General features: G+C 50.1%; 15 protein-coding genes. 10 read left to right on the top strand and 5 right to left on the bottom strand.

Annotated elements, in window-relative coordinates:
• Positions 1 to 50: 50 nt before the first annotated feature.
• The 9 genes from D568_RS0106420 to D568_RS0106380 all read left to right on the top strand — a co-directional run bounded on the left by D568_RS0106420 (position 51) and on the right by D568_RS0106380 (position 13,282).
• Complete coding sequence (locus D568_RS0106420) at positions 51 to 422, top strand: cupin domain-containing protein (protein ID WP_020208763.1); 372 nt, start codon at positions 51 to 53, stop codon at positions 420 to 422.
• 174 nt (positions 423 to 596) lie between these two features.
• Positions 597 to 2,084 (top strand): sulfatase family protein, encoded by a 1,488-nt coding sequence (locus tag D568_RS0106415; RefSeq protein WP_020208762.1) that lies wholly within the window; start codon positions 597 to 599, stop codon positions 2,082 to 2,084.
• Positions 2,085 to 2,350: 266 nt separating this feature from the next.
• Positions 2,351 to 3,559 carry a glycoside hydrolase family 16 protein gene (locus D568_RS0106410; RefSeq protein WP_020208761.1) on the top strand — a complete coding sequence of 403 codons (1,209 nt, stop codon included), beginning with the start codon at positions 2,351 to 2,353 and terminating at the stop codon, positions 3,557 to 3,559.
• Between the two features lie 62 nt (positions 3,560 to 3,621).
• A complete protein-coding gene (locus tag D568_RS0106405; protein WP_020208760.1) occupies positions 3,622 to 5,301 on the top strand; it encodes a sodium:solute symporter family protein in 1,680 nt (559 codons plus the stop codon).
• A complete protein-coding gene (locus tag D568_RS0106400) occupies positions 5,301 to 6,533 on the top strand; it encodes a glycoside hydrolase family 117 protein (RefSeq protein WP_020208759.1) in 1,233 nt (410 codons plus the stop codon). The genes D568_RS0106405 and D568_RS0106400 overlap by 1 nt, the downstream gene beginning before the upstream one ends.
• Positions 6,530 to 8,839 (top strand): FAD-dependent oxidoreductase, encoded by a 2,310-nt coding sequence (locus tag D568_RS0106395; protein ID WP_020208758.1) that lies wholly within the window; start codon positions 6,530 to 6,532, stop codon positions 8,837 to 8,839. The genes D568_RS0106400 and D568_RS0106395 overlap by 4 nt, the downstream gene beginning before the upstream one ends.
• Entirely contained in the window at positions 8,839 to 9,408 is a 570-nt protein-coding gene (locus D568_RS21020; RefSeq protein ID WP_020208757.1) for an RNA polymerase sigma factor, read from the top strand. Before D568_RS0106395 ends, D568_RS21020 begins: the two co-directional genes overlap by 1 nt.
• Positions 9,383 to 10,951, top strand: coding sequence for a LamG-like jellyroll fold domain-containing protein (locus D568_RS0106385; protein WP_051084022.1), 1,569 nt, complete (start codon positions 9,383 to 9,385; stop codon positions 10,949 to 10,951). The genes D568_RS21020 and D568_RS0106385 overlap by 26 nt, the downstream gene beginning before the upstream one ends.
• Before the next feature lie 42 nt (positions 10,952 to 10,993).
• Complete coding sequence (locus D568_RS0106380) at positions 10,994 to 13,282, top strand: agarase (protein ID WP_040516421.1); 2,289 nt, start codon at positions 10,994 to 10,996, stop codon at positions 13,280 to 13,282.
• Here D568_RS0106380 and D568_RS0106375 read toward each other — a convergent pair.
• Complete coding sequence (locus tag D568_RS0106375; RefSeq protein WP_020208754.1) at positions 13,279 to 14,172, bottom strand: LysR family transcriptional regulator; 894 nt, start codon at positions 14,170 to 14,172, stop codon at positions 13,279 to 13,281. The genes D568_RS0106380 and D568_RS0106375 overlap by 4 nt on opposite strands.
• Before the next feature lie 86 nt (positions 14,173 to 14,258).
• Here D568_RS0106375 and D568_RS0106370 point away from each other — a divergent pair, with 86 nt between their 5' ends.
• Positions 14,259 to 15,242, top strand: a complete 984-nt coding sequence (locus D568_RS0106370; protein WP_020208753.1) for a YeiH family protein — start codon at positions 14,259 to 14,261, stop codon at positions 15,240 to 15,242.
• 189 nt (positions 15,243 to 15,431) lie between these two features.
• On the opposite strand, the gene D568_RS0106365 is transcribed toward D568_RS0106370, so the two are convergent.
• The 4 genes from D568_RS0106365 to D568_RS0106350 all read right to left on the bottom strand — a co-directional run bounded on the left by D568_RS0106365 (position 15,432) and on the right by D568_RS0106350 (position 21,600).
• The gene (locus D568_RS0106365; protein ID WP_020208752.1) at positions 15,432 to 16,757 is read right to left on the bottom strand and encodes an RICIN domain-containing protein; all 1,326 of its coding nucleotides are present in this window, start codon (positions 16,755 to 16,757) and stop codon (positions 15,432 to 15,434) included.
• A 189-nt stretch (positions 16,758 to 16,946) separates the two neighbouring features.
• Positions 16,947 to 18,386 carry a carbohydrate-binding protein gene (locus tag D568_RS21015; RefSeq protein WP_020208751.1) on the bottom strand — a complete coding sequence of 480 codons (1,440 nt, stop codon included), beginning with the start codon at positions 18,384 to 18,386 and terminating at the stop codon, positions 16,947 to 16,949.
• A 263-nt stretch (positions 18,387 to 18,649) separates the two neighbouring features.
• A complete protein-coding gene (locus tag D568_RS0106355) occupies positions 18,650 to 20,035 on the bottom strand; it encodes a sulfatase (RefSeq protein ID WP_020208750.1) in 1,386 nt (461 codons plus the stop codon).
• A gap of 32 nt (positions 20,036 to 20,067) precedes the next feature.
• Positions 20,068 to 21,600: a tryptophan halogenase family protein gene (locus tag D568_RS0106350; protein ID WP_020208749.1), complete on the bottom strand. Its 1,533-nt coding sequence runs from the start codon at positions 21,598 to 21,600 to the stop codon at positions 20,068 to 20,070.
• Positions 21,601 to 21,726: the final 126 nt, after the last annotated feature.

The raw sequence follows: 21,726 nt of genomic DNA, 5'->3' as shown, positions 1-21,726 counted from the left end.
CCTGTCACCTATGTGGCAGGCCGCCCATTCATAAAAACTAAAGGTGTCCGATGTCTTTTCACGTAATAATGTCTAAGGTGCAAAACTGCAGTATCCTCACTCGCTCGGGTGAGCCCGAAACCGTAGAGATTGGTGTTGTCGGTTGGACGTTGCAAACAATGAACGATAGTGGTGTCAGCCTACTGGTGCTACGAGCCGAGCCCGAGGCGGACTACTTTGCTATGCACACGTCAGATGAGGCTTGGCTGGCGTATGTGATAAAGGGTTGCGCTACCTTAATCGCCGGTAGTGAACCTGATGATATTACCGATGGGATTGATTGCTACGCCGGTGATTTTATCACCTTCGATGCCAGTACCCCCCATGCCTGGCAAACAGATGGCCATTCTTTTGAAGTGGTACTGGCCAAATTGGCGGCATAAGCCGCCACCTCGTGCAGATAAATAAATCACACCGTTTGGCTTTATATCGTGTATAACTTTTGATATATTGCATACAATAAACAATAATACGAATGGTTTTTGCACACTTGCGCTTCTGGTTGGTACGTTACTGGCCACAGACAGTTGTGCAGCCGACCTCTTACGGGAGTTACCATGTTGCGCAACCGCTATACCTCGTTATTCAATGCCTGTCTATTGTTGCTGCTACCGCTAACGGTGGTTGCCGCCGAACAACCCAATATCTTGGTGATACTCGCTGACGATTTAGGCTACGGTGATTTAGGCTATACCGGCTCTAAGGAAATCCGTACCCCAACCATTGACGAATTGGCGGCAGGTGGCGTCGTTCTGACTAACGGCTACGTCACCCATAATTACTGTGGGCCATCGCGGGCAGGGTTACTAACCGGACGTTATCAAGCGCGTTTTGGTATGGAAAACAACATCGCCTATTCGCCATTTGACCCTCATGCGGGTATACCCGAATCAGAGCAAACCTTTGCCAAACGTTTACAAGAAGTGGGTTATACCACGGGAATCATCGGTAAATGGCATTTGGGAGCCGCCCCCAATCACCATCCTAATAATCGCGGGTTTGACTACTTTTTTGGATTTTTATCCGGTGGGCACAGCTATTTTCCACAAGATGAAACGGTAATGGCTCCACTGTTTGTCGAGAGTGGTCAGCCAGATTATATGGTGAATGAAGGCGGTTACCTGCCTTTGGTTCGAAATGAAAAAGGCGCCGAACACACAGAGTATTTAACCACTCAAATGAGTCGCGATGCCGCACGGTTTGTACGTGAGACCGACGACCCGTTTATGCTGTACCTGTCATATAACGCGCCTCATGCTCCGCTGCAAGCGCCGCAAGAGTTAATCGATCAATATCAGCATATCGAAGATTCAGAACGTCGCGTCTACGCGGCAATGGTCGACTCTATGGACAGCGGTATTGGTATGGTTCTGGACGCTCTGAAAGATTCGGGTAAATACGAGAATACACTAATCTTCTTTTTGTCGGACAATGGTGGTGTTTACCCTGAAAGTTGGATGCCTAATGCGGATTGGGCAAATAATTCTCCATATCGGCGCGGTAAGGTAAGCCTTTTAGAAGGGGGTGTACACGTACCTTTTGTGGTGCATTGGGCGGGTAAACTGCCAGCCGGAGAATCTTTTGATGGTTTAGTCTCGGCGCTGGATATTGCCGCGACTTCTGTGGCGCTAGCCGGGGCCGATGCTACCGATGGGAAACTGGAAGGCGTGAATTTGGTTCCTTTCTTAACCGGTGAAAAGGAAGGTAGCCCTCACCCTGCTTTGTTTTGGCGCATGGAAGAGGCAGACCATTTGTGGGCCGTACGAACTGAAGACTATAAATACATGAATCAGCCTTTGCCAGGTGTAGGCAAAAGCTTTTTTGATATGAAAAACGACCCCACGGAACAGAATAATCTGTACGGTAATATGCCCGAGCAGCAAAAGGAACTTGCCGATCTTTGGAATCAATGGAACAGTCAAAATATCAACAATATTCAATTGCAAGCATACCCTTACCAGCAGCGCCGAAAAGCGTTTTACGATGAGCTTTATGAGGAGCGATTAAAAGCCTCAAAAAACCGAGAGACTTATAAAGCCGAGTAGTAGGCGTTAATGCCAATGCCCGCTTTGTCTGCAAGCGATCGACAAGGCGGGCTTGGATCGTTGAAAATAGTTACGCGACGGCGGTCGCGTGGACTCATGATATCAATATTTCCTTAGATATCTTCCTCGTATCAAATCATTCCTCGCTGCCCCACTTATACAAGTATAGATTTTTAGATTAAAGAAAAATAAATGTGTCATATAGGTGGCTTGAAAACACCTAAAGATATATCAGGTATTCAAAAATCTAATGCTAGGGGAACATAATGAATATAAAAATGATGTTGACTTTCGTGCTGATGAGTATTCCGGTTGCATCAAACGCATCCGAAATTAAAAATAGCATTGATCTATCGAAATATCAGCTGAGCTGGTCGGATGACTTCAACTACACCGATGACCAGTTAACGGAAAATTGGATCAGCCAAAATGGTCCCACGGAGAATGAATGGGTGCTCAGCAGTCGTTGGCGAGAAAACGCGGTTATCGAAGATGGAGTTTTACTTCTAAAAGCGAGAAAAGAATCCCGAGGTGGGCAGGATTGGACCACTGGCAATATATGGAGCAAAAAAGAATTTGGTTACGGATACTATGAGGCCAAAATGAAATACGCCGGTGCTTACGGCACCAACAACTCATTTTGGTTGTGGCCCAAGCAAGGCACGCCAGAAGGCGAAAAAGCCTGCGAAATTGATATCAACGAAGGGCATTACCCCAATATTATAAACACCAATGTACACAATTGGACGGATAAGTACACCTTGCCAGACGGGCGTATCTCCCACTCAGATAACCAATTGCACCATACCCTGCATGGTGATCCTGAGCATCATGTAACACTTGAAGAAGCGGTCTCTACGCAGAAAATTCGCCTGCGATCGAATAACCCTGCTTCAATTCATATCGCCGAATTTCGGGTTCTGAACGACAGCGGCGAGAATGCGGCGACGGCGGCGAACATCACCACCAATGGCGTATTCTCGAAGCTTCCCTCAAAAGAAAAGTTCGCCATCGATGGCAAAGCGGATACCCGTTGGGTCTCACAAAAACACGGTGAAAAATGGCTGGAGTTGCATTGGGATAAACCGCAGCAGGTATCGGCCATAGAGTTTAGCAACGGTTGGCTGCAAGAGTTTGGCGCTTCAGAGGGCAAGTACCGTAACCTGATTAGTGACTATGTCATTGAGTACTACGATGGTGATGATTGGGTGCAGGTCGCGCAATACGATGCAGCCCATGTAGCCGACTACTCCGCACAATGGCATACCTACGGGCTTGAGTGGGATGAAGACTACTTTCGCTTTTACCTAGATGGCGAGTTGTATCACCAGATGCGTAACGACGTTTGCTTTAGCGATACCACTATCTTATTTAGCCTGGCTATTTTAAAGGCCGATATCGCAGGTCCTGTCACGGACGCCATTGACGGAACCAGTATGAAAGTGGATTGGGTTCGCTATTACACCAAGCAGTAATAAAACGATGTGGTAGCGGACCATTACCCCCTAGCTGATCATAACAATAGAAAGCCGCGTGTATGAATGTAATCGATAGTGTCGTTATTTTGGTCTTCACTTTGCTGGTATTGGCTTGTGGTCTGAGCTTTTCGCGCTCTGGTAAAAGCATGAACAGCTTTTACGCCGCCGGTGGCGCTTTGCCCTGGTGGATGAGTGGTTTATCTCTGTTTATGAGTTTTTTCTCATCCGGCACCTTTGTGACCTGGGGCTCTATTGCCTATAGCCAGGGTTTTGTTGCCATGACGATTCAGTGGACCATGGCGATAGCTGGCATCCTGGTGGGTTTGTTTATAGCACCGCGTTGGAATCGTACTAAAGCGCTAACGGCCTCCGAGTATATTCGCGACCGTTTGGGCGCGCGGGTACAAAAAACCTACACCTACATTTTGTTACTGATAGGCAGTTTTTCTACCGGTGCGTTTTTATATCCCGTTGCTAAGATTGTTGAGGTGAGTACCGGTATCCCCCTGGCGGTGAGCATTGCCATTTTGGGGCTGATGATTCTGGCTTATACCGCCGTGGGCGGGTTGTGGGCGGTGATTGTCACCGATATTTTGCAGTTTGTGGTGTTAACCGCGGCGGTGATCATTGTGGTGCCGCTGGCGCTTGACCGGGTCGGGGGTGTTAGTGGTTTTTTCGCCCAGGCTCCGTCGGAGTTATTCGCTCCAGTTAGTGGTGATTATACCTGGACGTTTATTGTGGTTTTTGGGCTCTACAACCTGTTTTTTATTGCCGGCAACTGGCCTTACGTGCAGCGCTATACCTCGGTGGCTACACCGGCTGATGCTAAAAAAGTAGGGTTGTTGTTTGGCGGCTTGTATTTCATTAGCCCGATTGTCTGGATGTTACCGCCTATGGTGTATCGGGTTCTCAACCCGGATTTGGCCGGTTTGGCTGATGAGGGAGCTTACCTTCTGATCAGTAAAGAAATACTTCCGGTAGGCATGCTGGGCTTAATGCTCGGGGCAATGATCTTTGCAACATCCAGCTCGGTTAACACGGCTATTAACTTGTTCTCCGGAGTTATTGCCAATGATATTTATAAAAATCTCAAACCCGACGCCAGTGATCGGTCGCTGGTGAGGGTAGGGCGCTTAGCCACGGTAGCCTTGGGTTTAGTGACCATTGCGGTGGCATTATTTATTCCCAAAATGGGAGGTATCGTTTCCTTTGTATTTACTGTAGCCGCCATGACCGGTGGCGCGCTGTTTCTGCCACCGGTGTGGGCGTTATTTTCAAAGTACCAGACCGGGACGATGTTATTGCGTGTTTCGCTGTTTACCTTGGCGATCAATGCCTTTTTCAAATTTGTGGTTCCCGCAGTTTGGGGCGTTAGCCTTAACCGTGAACAAGAAACCCTGTTGGGTATTGGTTTACCGGTGTTGCTGCTTGCGATTGGCGAGTTAATGGCTCGACATCGCGGCCTTGAGGCGCTTCAATACCGAAAGTACAAGGTGCTGGAGCAGGCCAAACATGAGGCCGCCGCCAGTGTGTCTCCGTCCCAGTATCAGGCTGACAATCGGCACGGCTTGCGAGTGATCGCCGTCGGTGTCTTTACCATTGGCCTAATTATGCTGGTGCTATCGGTGATAGCCGAGGCTAGCGCAAGTTTAGTGGCTGCCATAGCGGGCTTAATTATGGCGCTGGGCGCGGCCATGTATTTTCGACAGCGACAAAACAAAAATGGTTGGAGTAAGTGATGAGCGATACCCATCAAGATACTGAGTATGGGGCTTTCCCTTGGGATATTCCGGCAACTCGGCCCGATCGACCCTTAAGTAAAGCGATGGAGCGGTTGTACAGCAACTATATAACACCGCGCCCGGAAGACAACCCCTTATTCACCAGCTTTAAATATACGCGTATCAGCGGGTTTGATTATGGTGCAGAAGATGGCCGTGTCTCGCGGCGCGATCCATCCAAAATAATCTGCGAGAACGGAAAATATTATATTTGGTACACCAAGCGCGATACTGTCTCTGCACCGCGCGGGGCACAAGCTTGCACCGAGACCATCCCGTCCACGGACTGGGACTTAAGTGATATTTGGTACGCCACTTCAGAGGACGGTTTTCATTGGCAGGAGAAAGGCCTAGCGGTAGGTCGCCCCGACAAACCTAAGTTGGGATGGCGCTCGGTGTGTACGCCCGATATTCTGGTCTGGAAGGGCAGGTACTATTTGTACTATCAGGCGTTTGAAGAGCCCAGTGGTTTAAAGGGAGACCACTGCCCGGTAAGCGTATCGGTAGCCGACTCGCCCGATGGCCCCTGGACACCTTGTGGCGACGCGATTATTCCCAATGGTGCGCCGGGTGAGTGGGATCAATTTTCCATTCACGGACCTTATCCTATAGTCATCGATAACAAAATTTATATTTATTACAAGGCCGCATTTGGTGATCGGCCGGACTACTTGGTTGGCAATGGAGTGGCGATTGCCGACGACCCTTTGGGTCCTTTTGTGAAACACCCTTTTAATCCGGTGTTAAATTCCTGTCATGAAACCACGGTGTTTCGTTTTGGCAAAGGCGTTGCCGCTTTTGCGATACGCAATGGTATCGAAAGCAACACCATTCAGTACTCACCCGACGGTATCAATTTCGATATTGCAGCGGTCACCGCACTTATGCCGGTAGGCGCTGGCCCGTATATACCTGATGTTTTCCACAGCGAAGGTGAAGGGCAGGGTTTTACCTGGGGTTTATCGCATTTTTGCGATCACGATAAACCCGACACTAAATTCAGTTTTCTAGGGCGGTTTGACTGTGATTTACGCAACCAGATGCCGCGCTCGAATATTGCCAACAATACTGAAATTAAATGGCATCCGGATGTTTGCTTTTCTCAAAGCTTACCTGAAGAGATAAAAAAAGCACGAGCTCAACAAGCAAGACAGCATGCGCTTGCTAACCACACAAGAGATAAACAATGATTCGTGAGCAATTCAGTGAGCAAGCGCGCGCCAATAAACGCACCGATTTGAGCGCCGATGTAGTCGTTGCCGGGGGCGGTTTGGCCGGAGTGTGCGCTGCCATCAGTGCCGCGCGCGCTGGTGCTCGCGTGATTTTAGTGCAAGATCGCCCCGTGCTGGGCGGCAATGCCTCCAGTGAGGTGCGGTTGTGGGCGCTGGGTGCAACCTCCCATATGGGCAACAATAATCGTTACTCACGCGAGGGCGGGTTGATCGACGAAATCATGCTGGAAAATACCTACCGAAACCCTATGGGTAATCCGCTGATTTTTGACGCCGTACTACTGGACAAAGTCGTGGCCGAGCGCAACATTACCTTGCTACTCAATACCGCGGTGTATCAGGTCAACAAAAGTGGATCGCGGCGTATTGAATCCTGCGATGGTTTTTGCAGCCAGAACAGTGTTCATTACCGGTTAACGGCACCGGTGTTTATCGACGCCACAGGCGACGGTCTGCTGGCGTTTAACGCCGGGGCGAGTTTTCGTATCGGCGCCGAAGCACGCGACGAATTTGGTGAGGGTATGGCCCCTTCCGAGGCCAACCGCGAGCTTTTGGGACACTCACTATTTTTTTACAGCAAGCGGATGAATCATCCGGTTCGCTATCAGGCGCCGGACTTTGCCTATAGCCACGAAGAAATAGGCGCTTTACCGCGCAGTAAAAATATTCAAAGCGGCGACTCGGGCTGCAAATTTTGGTGGCTGGAGTACGGCGGCATCAAAGACACCGTTTATGAGACAGAAGACATTAAATGGGAGCTTTGGAAAATCGTCTACGGCATTTGGGACTATATTAAAAACAGTGGCCGCTATGACGATGTCGACAACTTAACCCTCGAGTGGGTGGGTACCATACCCGGTAAACGCGAAAGCCGCCGTTTTGAAGGCGAGTATATGTTGAGACAGCAAGATATTGTCGAACAGCGCGAGTTTGACGACGCTATATCCTTTGGTGGCTGGGCTATTGATCTTCACCCGGCCGAGGGAGTTTACAGCGATAAGCCGCCTTGCTCGCAGTACCACGCTAAAGGTATTTATCAAATTCCGTATCGCAGCTTTTTAAGCCGCGATATCGACAACCTTTTACTAGCCGGGCGTATCATCAGCGCTAGCCATATTGCCTTTGGTTCAACTCGGGTGATGATTACCTGTGCCCACGGTGGACAGGCCATGGGACAGGCTGCCGCCATGAGTGTGGGAAACCAGTGTGACCCTAAAGCGTTGCTGGCGTCGCCCACCATGACGCAATTGCAACAACGCTTGAATCTTACCGGTCACGGTCTGCCCGGAATAGCGCTTAATAAAGAGGAATGCCTAAGTCGTCGTGCTGATGTCAGTGCCAGCAGCACCTATGAGGGGTTAACTTTGGGGGCGGCGACCGGCTGGACGCCGCTTAGTCAGTCACTGGCACAAATGCTGCCATTGAGCGAGCGCGAATTTCCGGTAGCGCGATTACGGGTTAAAGCCGAAACCGCCACCGAGCTAACCGTGCAAATGCGCGTTAGTGAAAAAGCGCAAAACTATACACCGGAAACCACGTTAGCAAGCCAAACCTTGTCATTAGCGACGGGCGAGCAAGAGATCACGCTCGATTTTAACGCTGCTGCCTCGACCCAGCAGTATGGTTTTATCTGTTTTATGGCGAATGACAAAGTCCAATTGGCCACCACGGAGCAACGTTTAAGCGGTATCGCCACGGTGATGCATAAAGAGCATAAAGCGGTTTCTAACACTGGCAAGCAAGAGGCACCCGCCGGTAGCGGTATCGACGAATTTGAAATCTGGACGCCCGAGCGTCGCCCAGACGGTAAAAATCTGGCATTGCACTTTGCCCAACCGCTAGAGTTATATCACTCTGAGAATCTCAGCAACGGCTTTACCCGGCCTTGGCTGGGCACCAATGCCTGGTTCGCCTCGCCTGATGATGTGAAACCTCAGGTGCATTGGCGCTGGCATGATCCGGTAAGTATTCAAGCCGTGCGACTGTTTTTTGATTGCGATTACGACCACGCATTAGAAACGGTTTTAATGGAGCACCCAGAAAATATTATGCCTTTCTGTGTACGTCAGTATCGGTTGTTGGACGATCAAGGCCGGTTGATTTATCAGTGCTCGGATAATCATCAAAGCGTTAACCTTGTGCGTTTTGATCAGCCAGTGACTACCCGCACCTTAACGCTGGAGCTTGAGCACCCCTCAGCCGAGGTGCCGGCGGGGTTGTTTGAAGTCTATATTCACAGCGCCCCGTCATCACAGGCCAAATAATGAAGCTTGCCACGGAGCATAATGCCAACGATGCCCAGCGGCTTTGCCGCTGGGTGGCACGTGCCCGTGGCGGTGACATCAAGGCGTTTGAATATTTGGTTAGCCAGCAGCAAAGCCGGGTGCGCAGTTATTTGGCTAAGCGCACAGATTACAGCGCCGATGTGGATGATTTAGCCCAGGAAAGCTTTGTACTGGCTTGGCAAAAGTTGGCCACTTTGCACGATGACGCCGCGTTTAGTGGTTGGGTGTTGTCTATTGCGCAAAACCTTTTGCGCAATCACCACCGCAAACAGGCCAGGTTGGCACCCACCGAGCCAGATTTACTGGCGCAACTTCTGGATGAACAACAGCAACAGCACCCGGACGAGCAAGAGGCCGAGTTAAGTTTGTTGCGGCAATGCCTGCTTAAACTGGATCACCCAGCGCAAAAAACACTCAGGCTTTATTACCGCGAAGGTTATAGCTTGCAGGAGTTGCGCGAGGCTATGGGCGTGGCGCACTCAACGCTCACGATGCGACTCAACCGCTACCGCAAAAAACTGCGTGACTGTATTAACCGAGGCTACTGAAACCATGATAAGCCCGACCGATTCTCAACTGATTGAGCGTTACCTAGCCGGCGATAAAAACGCCCGGCAAGCGCTTATTGAGCGGGTGCAAAACGATCCCGAGTTTAAAACACAACTCGCGCAGCAGCGGGACATGCATCGCTTACTGGCTTATGCCAACCAGGCAAGCTCTGGCGATGCCTTTACTGCGGCAGTATTACAAAGCGTACAGGCCGAGCCTGCGAGCGCTTCTCGCCGCCGTTACTGTTGGTGGGCAACCGCTTGCGCTAGCTTGTTAGTCTGTGTGGTAGCGGTTTTTTATGCCTTAACTACATCCGTCAGTGTGGGCAGTATCAGCAAATTGGCGGGTACCGGGATGGATTACACGCCGGGCCAAAGTATTTCGGCAGGCGAGTTTTATCTGGACGCAGGCTACGCCGAAATAACTCTGATTAACGGCGTGGTACTGCTGTTGGAATCACCGGCGCGGCTGATGTTTGAAAACGCTGATCGCCTAGTACTGAGGCAAGGCGTCTTGGTTGCCAAAGTGCCGCCCGAGGCGACCGGCTTTGCGGTGGACACTCCGAGTGCCAATATTATCGATTTAGGTACCGAATTTGGTGTGGCGGTGGACGACACAGGTGCCTCTCAGGTGCATGTGCTTGAGGGCGAAGTCAAAGTAAAAACGCCGGGCTCGCAAGAGTATGAAAACCTCTATCAAGACGATGCCCGAAGCTTTGATGCAAATCAGCAAATGGCGGTTATCCAAAGTCAGCCCAATCGTTTTATGCGCACGTTACCGGGGCGGCGCTATCAGCAACCACAGTATTTGCACTGGTCTTTTGATGATGCAGGCCTTGATCAAAGCGCGACGTTTAACTGCGCCGGCCCAGGAATAGGACAACAATGCTTTATCGCTCAAGCGCAAACCTTGCAAGGCGACAACGCACCACCTGCGTTAATTGAAGGCGCCTTTGGTGAGGCGGTATGGTTTAACGGAGCCGATCAATGGTTGGATACCGAGTTTCCGGGCATTGGGGGCAATAAACCGCGCACGGTAGCTTTTTGGGTGAAAGTGCCCCAAGACTTTGCCCCCCATCAGGGGTTTGGCATTCTCAGTTGGGGCTTGGCCGATAAGCTATCTGCCTGGCAAATTTCAATAAACCCGTTGAATGTCAGTGGGCCGCTGGGGCGTATACGGGTTGGCACCAACGAGGCGGAAATCGTCGGCACCACCGATTTGCGCGACAACCAATGGCACCACGTGGCCATTGTGTTGTTTGGTGGCGATAGAGCCGACTTGTCGACCCATGTATTGATATATATCGATGGTGAGCTAGAGCGCAGTTATGGCAAATCTATCGCGCGCGTTTCTACCGAGCTAAACCATCCGCAATCCAAACCCTTGATGATGGGGCGCAACCTCGCCTTTAACGACCCAAACAACAGCCATAAAACCAATCGTTTTTTTCGCGGCGGCGTCGATGAGGTTTACCTTTTTGATACTGCCTTAACCCAGCAGGACATTAATAAGCTGATGCGTACAAATTCCCTGACGCATTGAATGGTCATAAAAAATTTACAAAAGGTATTACACGATAACATTATGAAACTTACAAGAAGAGCTAGTGTAACTACTTGGGCGAATCTATTTGTAGCATCGTTGCTAATCACCGCCTGCAGTCATCTCAGCGAAGATTCACCCAAACAAAAAGGGCTGATGGATTTTTCCGAGAAAGCTGATATCAAACAAATATCACCTTTGGCAGCATCGGTAAGCTACGCTGAGCTTGACGGGGGCGCGGTTCAAATTGACTTGTATTCCGCTACCAATCATATTTCAGGTTTCACTATTCAGCCGGATAAACCCTGGGATTTTAGCGACTTTAAGACACTTGCGTTAACGCTGGATATCGCCAACCCAACGGACGAATCGGTGAGTATGTACGTGAGCACCAGTGACAAAAGTGGCGATTTTCAAATGCGCAGCTTTGTGGTGCCGGCGATATCGAGCCAGCGCTATGCTATTGATATCGACGTGCCCGAGCTTGCCACTGAGACGGGTATTCGTTCCAACCCCGAGAGCTGGGATAATCCCTATCAGCCGCTGATTTGGCGCGGCGGGAAAAAACAATTGGATACCTCGGCGATTACCGGCATTCGGTTTGATGTGCGCGGCGCACTGCGCGATAAAACACTTATTGTCGATAACATAACAGTAGTAGAGCCCCGTGAATTTAAAGATGATTACCTAAAAGGCCTGGTAGACTCCTTTGGCCAAAATGCCAAAATGGACTTTGCGCAAAAAATTGATTCAGTGGATCAGCTACGTCGCGTCTCGGACGCCGAACAGCAACAGCTACAAAGCGGTCTGCTGGCCGACCGCTCGCGTTATCACGGCTGGCGCGACGGGCCTAAGTTAGAGGCCACCGGTTTTTATCGCACGGAAAAGTATCAAGGGAAATGGAGTCTGGTGGACCCAGAGGGTTATTTGTTTTTCTCAAATGGTATCGCCAATGTGCGCATGGCCAATACCTCGACCATGACGGGTTACGATTTTGACCACAAGCTTATCCCCGAACGCAGCAGTAATGACTTTACCCCGGAAGATTCTTTGGGGTTAAACCGGGTTCCCGATCAGGCTTTAGCGAGCCGTCACGTTAGCTCGGAACTGCGCACCGATATGTTTACCTGGTTGCCCGATTACCAAGAGCCGCTCGGGAAACACTTTGGCTACCGGCGTGAGGTGCATTCGGGGGCAATGGAGCGCGGTGAAACCTACAGTTTTTATCGTGCCAATCTGGCCCGTAAATACCGCACCCACGATACTGCCACGCTGATGCAGAAATGGCGCGATACCACTGTTAAACGCATGGAAAATTGGGGCTTCACCTCGTTTGGCAACTGGGTGGACCCCGCGTTTTACGATATGAAAAACTATCCTTACTTTGCCAACGGCTGGATTATTGGCGATTTTAAAACCGTCTCCAGCGGTAACGATTACTGGGGTGCATTGCCTGACCCGTTTGATCCGGTATTCGCAGAGCGGGCCTACGCCACGGTGCAAAAGATTAGCGAGGAGGTCGCCAACAGTCCTTGGTGTGTGGGTGTGTTTATCGATAACGAAAAAAGCTGGGGCATTATGGGATCGGTCGAGTCTCAGTATGGCGTTGTTTTGAATACGTTGACGCGTAAGGCAAGTGACAGCCCTACCAAAGCGGCTTTTGTCGCTTACCTTAAACAGCATTATGGCGATATTGAGGCGATCAACAACGCCTGGAACATTCAAGCGGCGAGTTGGCAAACCCTGGAAGAGGGCATTGAACTTAACCACTATACCGATGCGGCGATTACTGACATGGCCGCAATGCTCGAGCTTTATACCGCCGAATACTTCCGCATTGTCGATGCGGCCATGGACGAGTTAATGCCCAATCATTTGTATTTGGGGGCGCGCTTTGCCGATTGGGCCATGACCCCCGAGGTGCGACAAGCCGCCGCGCCCTATGTTGATGTAATGAGCTACAACTATTACCGCGAAGCCGTAAGCGATGTGTTTTGGGACTTTTTAGCCGAGCTGGATATACCCAGTATTATTGGCGAGTTTCACAACGGCGCGCTGGATTCAGGCTTGTTAAACCCGGGTTTAATCCATGCCGAATCTCAGCGCGACCGCGGCGTTAAATACCAGGAGTATGTTAATAGCGTGATCGACAACCCTTACTTTGTGGGCGTGCACTGGTTTCAGTATATCGACTCGCCTTTAACTGGCCGTGCCTACGATGGTGAAAATTATAATGTAGGTTTTGTCAGTGTTACGGACATCCCTTACAAGCCTTTAGTTGATGCCGCCCGCGCAGTGAATCAATCGCTCTATACACGTCGTTACGACTAGTAAGCTGTGCCCAGCGCATCGGTTTGCTGGCACAAGGTTATAAACGCTTGATGCAAAGGGTGGTTGGCGCGCTCCGGCGCCGCCACCCAGCTAAAACGGCGACTTAAATTAAGCGGCGTATTAAGCGCAACCAGTTCCCCGCTGGCCAGTTCTCTTGCAATGGATAAATGTGACAAACAACCAAGCCCTAAACCCGCAAGTACGCATTGTTTAATCGCCTCCTGTCGGTTAAGAGCCTGAGCAATATCAATGTTTATGCCCAATCTCTGTAACTCGGCGTCCAAAATTGAGCGCGTGCCCGAGCCTGTCTCGCGCACAATCCAGCGCTCGCGCAACAGTGCATTAAACGTAACCTTGGGCTTTTGTGCCAAGGGGTGTGTAGCCGGGCAAAATATCACCAGTTGGTCGGTTTTCCAGGGCGTAATGGTTAGCTCTGGGTGTGTGGCTGGCCCTTCGATCATCCCCAGCAGCGCCCGGCCTTTGGCCACACTGTCGAGCACGTTTTCGCTGTTTTCGATGCTGAGTTTTACCTGCACCTCGGGGTAGGTGCTTTGCATTCGGCCGATTAGGCTGGGCGCTAAATAGCTGGCAATGGTGACGCTGGCCGCTAAGGTCATATGGCCCGCCACCGCTTGGCTGTCGCGCCGGGTGATATCACGACTGAGCTCCAGTATCTGCCGTATGCGCGGCAGTAATGCCTCACCCTCTGGGCTAAGAGTTAGCGTGCGGCCTTGGCGTTGAAACAGCCGATACTCGAGCTGGCCCTCCATTTCTTTAATCGCCTGGCTGGCGGCACTTTGGCTAATGGCCTGTTCCTCAGCGGCGAGACTTAGCTTGGCGAGTCGCGCCGTGGCTTCAAAAATGGCCATTTGTCGCAGGGTTATATTCATAAGTAAAATCGAAGTATCAATTAATTAATATCCAATATACTTAAATAATTCCGTTGCGTACACTGCCTGCCAATCGGAGGTGATGTATGTGGTTGATTTTATTTGTATTGGCGTGCCTGGCGTTACTGATTGCGCAGCTACCGGCGTTTGCAACGGTGGGGTTGGGCGCGTTGCCGGTGGCGATTCTACTGGGGATGCTACTCGGTAATACCACCCGTATTGCCGAGCGAGCTACAAGCCAACCCACGTTGAGGTTTTGTCAGCAAAAGCTGTTGCGCCTTGGTGTTGTCTTATTGGGCTTTAGTCTGAGCCTGCAACAGTTGCTAGAAGCCGGATGGCAGGTATTGGCGCTGGATTTGATGGTGGTTGTCAGCGTGTTGTGTGTGGGTGTTTATTTGGGTGTGCGTTGGTTAAAAATGTCAGCACCTCTGGCGCTGCTAACCAGTGTGGGCAGTGCCGTCTGTGGTGCCTCGGCCATTATGGCGGTTGAGCCGGTGGTTAAAGCTCGCGAGCGAGACATCAGTCTGGCGGTGGCCACCGTAGTCACTTTTGGCTCGCTGGCAATGTTCAGTTACCCACTGCTGTTTCAATATATCGAGGTGGACAGTGTTGATTATGGCATCTACATTGGCGCTACGGTGCATGAGGTAGCCCAAGCAGTGGCGGCTGGTCAGTCTATCGACCCCCAGGCATTGCAGGGCGCACTGGTGGCCAAACTCGCCCGGGTTATGCTGCTGGCCCCTGTGGTGTTTGTGTTGGGACTTTACTGGCAGCGTCAGCAGGGCCATGCGCCAAGCGGGCAACGCGCACTGACCATCCCCTGGTTTGTGCTGGGCTTTATCGCCGCGGCCTGCGCCCGCAGTGTCTTGTCAATTCCCGAGAGTCTATTGCTAGGGCTTGGCTATCTCTCACAAGCGGCTCTTGCTTTGGCTATGGTGGCGCTGGGGTTAAAAACGCGTTGGGCGCTGTTGGTAAATGGTGGCGGTAAGCCTTTTTTGCTGGCGGGGGTGTTGTGGGTGCTGTTACTCGGTGGCGGTTTTTTTCTGGTGCCTTGGGTGTTGGCTTGGTAACAAGTGCACCTGTGATTATCTGGATATAAAGCGTGAGAATTTACGTGTTTATAATATCGGTAGAAAAATATTTGTGGGTCTCTTGCTCGTTTCTGTGTCGTCGCGATGTGGTTAGTAAACCTCACCGCGACGCTCAATAGTTTAGTAAGGGAATGAATTGTTCCCCACTTTTTAATCACATCATTTTAGTTAATTAAAACTAAACTGCTGGTTAGTATTGCCGTTGCATTGCCATTGACGAATATCGGCGCCATTGGCAGTAGAGGCATCGGCAACGTCCAAACACTTATTGCTATGACGCGCGCGCAGCTCTACATAACCGTTGCCTAGATCCACAGGTTTAAAGTGCAGGTTTTGGCCGTTGAAGCAGTCCCACTGAATTACTACCGCACCATTAGCGCTAGAGCTACCACCCACACCGACACACTTATTGTGTTTGGTGCGCAACTCGTACCAGCCGCTGTCTACGGGGACGAACGTGAACTGCTGGTTATCGTTATTATTCCCACAGGCCCATTGCTGGATGTTGGCGCCATTGGCGGATGAGCCCGAGGCTAAGTCAATGCACTTGCCGCTTTGGCGCCCTTTGATGCTGGAGGCGCTTGCAGGTACATCGGTATTAGCACCGTTATTGCCGCCATCGACTGGCTTGTAAACACGGATCCAGTCAACCCAATAGATACTTTTATTGGTGTCGGCTAACTCGGTGTCGGTTGGAGAGATGCCGTTATCTGAGCGCCAATCTTGATCTTCAGTGTTTATGATCAGATGCATAGGTTTGCTTAAACCAGTGCCATTGGTGAAGCCGTTGGGGTCGATAATGTTGGGGCCGGATACACTTCGAACTAATTGGCCATCAATGTAGTAATCGAGATTCCACGGGTCTTTCCAATGTACGCCTATCCGATGAAAGTCATCGCTCCACACCGTACCTTGTCCATCGGTATACCAGCTTCCTGCATCTGTTGGTTGATAATCTTGAAATGGGTCGCGAACAAAAACGTGGTGACTTAAATGGATTCGTTCCGCGAACCATGACTCACTAGGACGATCACTGCCGTAGGCTTCAAGAATATCAATCTCTTGGGTGGAGTCGGCGCTTAATAACCAAACGTCCGAAGCGAGCACAAGCTTGCTGATCTTTGCTCGGGTTTCTACGTACAGTGGGTAGGTAAAAGTATCGTGCGAAGTGATAGAGCCCGCTCGCACCTTATCGGTGCCTGGTTTGCGGGTGGCGGCAATACCTAAGTTGCCACCGGTGACGTAGGCATGACCGTCGGTCCACTCGGTAAGCCCAGGGCCAGTCCATGGGTTAATAAAGCCCTCATGCCAACGACTGGTAAATTCGTTATGGTAATTGTTGAGCGATGATGTGTAGTTAAAGTCATCGGAAATTGTTTGAAGCTCCCATACTTTACCGTTTCCGGCATTGGCGGGTACTGGGGTGTTATCCCAGTCGGCGGCAAGGGCGTGGGTACAGCTTAGGCCGAGAACGGCCGTCAGTAGTGCTCTCATAATTGTGCCTCTATCTGGTTATTATTTATTTAATATGCGTAAAACGCTGTTTGATAGTAGGAAGGAAATAGCTACAAGAATATAATAAATAGAGGGAAAAGTATGAGGTTTATGCTCTTGGATAAAAACTATGAAAAACTTCAACAGAAAAAAGCTTCCTGATGTATCAGGAAGCTTAAAGAAAAAATTTTATAAAAATTCGTCAAAGAAGCTCACATGATTTTTTAAATTATTGAAGCCAAAAATCCATGTATCTTCAACTGTATCGGAAAAATCCATGCCGCCAGCTTGAATAGAGGGGTTCTTCCAGCCGGGGTGATGTTCAATACTGTAATCCGCAACACGCTTTGCTTCGGCCCAGATTGCTCCTACGCGAGAATGGTTCAAGACTCTGTTCCATTGACTCGTGTCTTTACTGTTAAAACCTGGCGTGCCGTTATTTTGAGAGTTGCCATCGCTGATCTTTTGGTAATCGGTGTTGTTGCGCACGTAAGTCAAGTCGGCGGGAGTGGTTTTATCCTGGTTCCATTCGCTGTGCTGAATAACATGAATACGGGCGTTGGTGTTAATGCCGCCCATATTTTGTTTTACTCGGCGCACTAAGTCGGCGCTGAAGTCTGATTGCCCTGCCTCTTGAATCCAAATGTCGCCGCCGTTGTTGAGTACACCGGACACTTTTTGATACACGGTGTTTAGCGCGCCGGCGTAATTGCTGTGGGCATCGGACCAGCGGTTGGCACCAAAAGCAATGTTAAACAGGTGGTCGGCCTCAATAAAAGTGCCGCCCTGTGTACCGTAGGCACCGGCTACTGCGTGGTAGTTAACCGCGCTAAAGCGCGAGTCGCTTAAAATGGTGGCGACCGCGGCTACCGTGTGGATATCATCCGGGTCTGGACGGCTGTCAAAGTTAGCCAGCAGCAGATCCTGCGCAGGATCAAAGCGGCCGATCATGGGTGTCGGCGTAGTGTCAGAGTCTTGCGCCAATTCAATCCAGTTAATGTTGAAATTACCCGCCTGAATTTGCAATCGTAATGTGTGTGCCCCGGCACTTAAGTTGCCCAGCGCAATCTTTTGGGTTTGCCAGCTCTGCCAGCCTCCGGTGGCGCCAACGTTGGCGGCATTGCCGCGGGCTTGGCCGTCTATTTCAAGCGTGTACAAACCACCCCCGGGCTGCGATGCGACCCTCACCTTGGCGCTGTAATTACCAGCTTGTTGTACATTAATATCAAACTCTAGCCACTCGTTGGCGGCTGTCCATCCAACATTATATTGACCGCCGTTATCAGCGGTTGATTGAATGTCTACGCCATCATTTCGATATTCCCCGCCTAGGTTTTGTTCAGTGGTATCAGAGTAGCGGTGATAGTCTTGCGCTTGAATAAAGCCGGGTACCGGGATGGTATTTTCGGGATCAGGGTCAGTAGGCTGGGTTTCGCTGCAGGGAGAGCTGCCGCACATGCATACGCTAAAAAGTGAGCGGCTATTGGCACAGTCAGTGGCTTGTTCACCAAACGTGGTTTTACACTGAGCCGTATAATTGCATTGATCTTCGGCGAGTGCAGAGGCGCAGAAACCACTGCTTAGTGCAGTAACTGCAACGGCCCTGGTCAGAAAATTGATAATAGTCATAAGTGGCTCCGTTAGAAATTTACATATTGAAATATAAACTGCGAGTGCCTTTCCTTGGGTAGGCCGCGCAATAGTAAATTTAACGGATGACATCAACTGTCTAATTGTTCACAATCGCAAACATCTGATGAAAGGTTGTCGTGCTAATATGCAATCAGGCGGAAAAATCGACAACTATTAGATCACAATGGCGGATAACCACACCTTAGTGTTGATGTCTTTCAATAAGATGTGGCTCGTAACCCCCTATGAGATTAACAATCCTAACGTTGTGGGTGTCGATACGAATCCATGCGCTCAATAGCATCGCCTTCATATTGCCGTTTAAGTTGCCAGCGTGGTCGCTTCAAAGTTAATTCCCAGGCAAAAAGTTTTTTGTAAAGTTCTCGTACTTTTTTTGGATTATGCTCTGCTAGGTTGTTTTGTTCACTAATGTCTTTATCCAGACGGTAAAGTTCAGCGGGGCGATCGGGGAAACGCAATAGCTTCCAATCGCCGTCGCGAATAGCCGCTCGGTTTTCTTTTTTCCAATACAGTGTTTGATGAGGGCGCGCGTTATTCTTATGCGTAATATAAGGTATTAAATTAACGCCATCGATTTCATTAAGCGTTTCGCTGTCACCACCGGCTACGGTATAAAAGGTGGGTAGTAAATCCAGCATACTGATCGGGTGCGAGTAGCGGCTACCTGCATTGATATTGTCCGGCCACCGTGCGATAAAAGGAACGCGTATGCCGCCCTCCAAATGGTTGGCTTTGGTTCCGGCCAGCGGAGAATTATCTGAAGCATTATCGTCACTTGGTCCGCCATTGTCATTACTGTAAATGACCAATGTGGACTCGTTTAATCCTTCATTTTCCAGAGTGGCAAGTACACGACCAATTGCGCGATCCATGGCAAGGTTCATGGCGGCGAGAGTACGGCGTTTATCCTTTAGGTTGGGAAATTGAGCAAGATCTTCCTCGCGCGCCTCCATGGGTGAATGTACGGCATTGAACGACAAAAATAGAAAGAAAGGCGAGCCTTGCTCGCGTTTAATAAACTCGATGGCATCGTTTGCCAAAGCGTCCGTTAAATACAGCGGAGATTCCGCGAAATTGCCAAACCCTCGTTCCAGATAATCTTCGGGCCGGTGGTTGGGATTGCTTTCGGAAAACGCATAATAACTGCGAGCGCCGCCGCGAAAGCCGTAAAAATAGTCAAAACCACGTTTGGTGGGGTGGTAACGATCAGCGTTTCCCTGATGCCATTTCCCGATTATTCCGGTTGTGTACCCCTGTTCTTGCAAATAGTTACCCAGTGTTTTTTCTTCTACCGGCAGACCCATTTCATCGCCCATAAGGCCCCCTTCAGACATATAGCCCGGGACATTATTCTCCTCAAAACCAAACTTTTGCTGGTAGCGACCGGTTAATATGCCAGCGCGAGAGGGGCCGCAAGTAGCTGCGGTTACGTAAGCCTGGTCAAACACCATACCCTCTTGCGCCAATTGATCGATATTGGGGGTTCGCATGACGTTACTGCCTTGATAGCCAAAATCGGCGTAGCCAGCATCGTCCGATAAAATAAATAGAATATTGGGTTTAGTTTGAGCGGCGACAGCCGCTTGGGCGAGGACAAACAATACGAAAAAACAAAATAAACGCATACGACTTCTCGTTGGGTGGCTTTGACCTGCACTTAGTGGTGCAGGTGGTTAAGGTATTCCCGATTGCTGGGAAGTTGTTGGGTTAACAGGCGGCTGGCTTCGATATTTTGCCGTAGCAGCGCATCGGCTAATTGTTGTTTGTGTGCCTCGGGAGAAAACGGCATTTCGGTATTAAAACCCATTCCGTACAAGACATATTGGTAACTTAAGGCCTGAAATATTTCACCGGTTCTATCAAAATCGTGTGGCCAAGGGGGTGTGTGTTGCCACAGATTCAGTAGGTCGGTGAGGGAATCTGGGATTGAGGAGAGGGTTCGGTTGTCGCGCCAAAAAGCATCATTAGTACGAGCGCTAAGCAGATAGTGCAGTTTCAAAAAGTCCACTAAACGCGACCAGCGATATAGAAATCGCTCATTGAATATGTGCTCTAGGGATGAAAGTTGCGTGTTAGTTTGCGGCAATTTGTTGGCAATAAATTGTGCCGACAACTCCACGAGCAACAGGGCGGAGGCCTCTAACGGCTCGACAAAGCCCGCCGCAAGCCCCACTGCAACACAGTTTTTGTGCCAAAATTTTTCACGGTGGCCCGGTGTAAACGCGATAGATTTTACGTCGATGTGAGCGGCTGACTGATTGGTATAGCTCGCCAGAGTTTGCAGAGCCTGTTCGTCGCTTTGGTAATCGCTAGAATATACATAACCAACACCACGTCGGCTTTGTAGGCCAATATCCCAAATCCAACCGGCCTGTTGCGCCGTGGCTAAGGTGCATGAGGCAATGGGTGCATTGGGTTCGGGGTAGGGTAGGCGTGTCGCCAGTGCCCGATCGCAAAATAACACTGAGTGTAACGGTTTAAAGGGCACACCCAACGCTTGCCCGAGTAGGGTGGCTTTCATTCCGCTGCAGTCGATGTATAAATCTGCTTTTAGACGTTCGCCGGTGTTGGTTTGTAACGCCGCTATGGCACCGTCATTATCCAGTGTGGCACCGGTGACTTCACAAAAATGATGCTTAACATGCAATTTTTGCGTGCAGTGTTTTTGCAATAGTTGAGTAAATTTACCAGCGTCTAAATGAAAACCGTAGTTGAGCACCGATTGTTGCTCGGTGTGCTGCAGTGCTTTGGGGGCTAAGTGCGCCTTGCAGACAGCCTCTTGTGGGCTGTAACAGCGCGAAAAGCTCGCGGTATCTTGATGCTGGAAAAGCCAGTGTTCAGCCATATTAAGCTGGTGCTGGTAACCCTCGGGAACCGAGAACGGGTGGTAGTAACTGTGAGGGTGTTGGTCAAAACGCCAGTTAACAAATTTAGAGCCCTGTTTAAACGATGCATCGCATTTGCGTAAAAACACCGACTCGCTGATACCTAAGGTTTGTAACGTTTGGCGCATGGTAGGCCAAGTGCCTTCACCCACACCAATGGGGGGGATTTGCTCCGATTCGTAGAGCGTAATACGCAAGCTGTCGTCGCGTAAACGAGGCTGGTGCGCACTGGCAATAATGCCCGCGGTTAGCCATCCGGCGGTACCACCGCCGAGAATAGCGATTTGGGTGATGGCCTTAGTCATTAGGCACCTTTTTATTATTGTATACAATAAACTATTGCCGAGGTAAGCCATAATGTCAAGTTGCAAAGATGAAAAGCTGAAAATAAAAAAGCCCGCACTAGGCGGGCTAAGGACTTGCTCTGGAGA

This window comes from Gilvimarinus chinensis DSM 19667, assembly GCF_000377745.1.
In the GTDB taxonomy this organism is placed as follows: Bacteria; Pseudomonadota; Gammaproteobacteria; order Pseudomonadales; family Cellvibrionaceae; genus Gilvimarinus; species Gilvimarinus chinensis.
The sequence above is the reverse complement of the archived record's forward strand: the minus strand, read 5'-3'. Positions and strand labels throughout refer to the sequence as shown.

Coding starts and splice junctions, on each gene's coding strand:
- D568_RS0106420 (WP_020208763.1), top strand. CDS start 51: ATGTCTTTTCACGTAATAATGTCTAAGGTGCAAAACTGCAGTATCCTC.
- D568_RS0106415 (WP_020208762.1), top strand. CDS start 597: ATGTTGCGCAACCGCTATACCTCGTTATTCAATGCCTGTCTATTGTTG.
- D568_RS0106410 (WP_020208761.1), top strand. CDS start 2,351: ATGAATATAAAAATGATGTTGACTTTCGTGCTGATGAGTATTCCGGTT.
- D568_RS0106405 (WP_020208760.1), top strand. CDS start 3,622: ATGAATGTAATCGATAGTGTCGTTATTTTGGTCTTCACTTTGCTGGTA.
- D568_RS0106400 (WP_020208759.1), top strand. CDS start 5,301: ATGAGCGATACCCATCAAGATACTGAGTATGGGGCTTTCCCTTGGGAT.
- D568_RS0106395 (WP_020208758.1), top strand. CDS start 6,530: ATGATTCGTGAGCAATTCAGTGAGCAAGCGCGCGCCAATAAACGCACC.
- D568_RS21020 (WP_020208757.1), top strand. CDS start 8,839: ATGAAGCTTGCCACGGAGCATAATGCCAACGATGCCCAGCGGCTTTGC.
- D568_RS0106380 (WP_040516421.1), top strand. CDS start 10,994: ATGAAACTTACAAGAAGAGCTAGTGTAACTACTTGGGCGAATCTATTT.
- D568_RS0106375 (WP_020208754.1), bottom strand. CDS start 14,172: ATGAATATAACCCTGCGACAAATGGCCATTTTTGAAGCCACGGCGCGA.
- D568_RS0106370 (WP_020208753.1), top strand. CDS start 14,259: ATGTGGTTGATTTTATTTGTATTGGCGTGCCTGGCGTTACTGATTGCG.
- D568_RS0106365 (WP_020208752.1), bottom strand. CDS start 16,757: ATGAGAGCACTACTGACGGCCGTTCTCGGCCTAAGCTGTACCCACGCC.
- D568_RS21015 (WP_020208751.1), bottom strand. CDS start 18,386: ATGACTATTATCAATTTTCTGACCAGGGCCGTTGCAGTTACTGCACTA.
- D568_RS0106355 (WP_020208750.1), bottom strand. CDS start 20,035: ATGCGTTTATTTTGTTTTTTCGTATTGTTTGTCCTCGCCCAAGCGGCT.
- D568_RS0106350 (WP_020208749.1), bottom strand. CDS start 21,600: ATGACTAAGGCCATCACCCAAATCGCTATTCTCGGCGGTGGTACCGCC.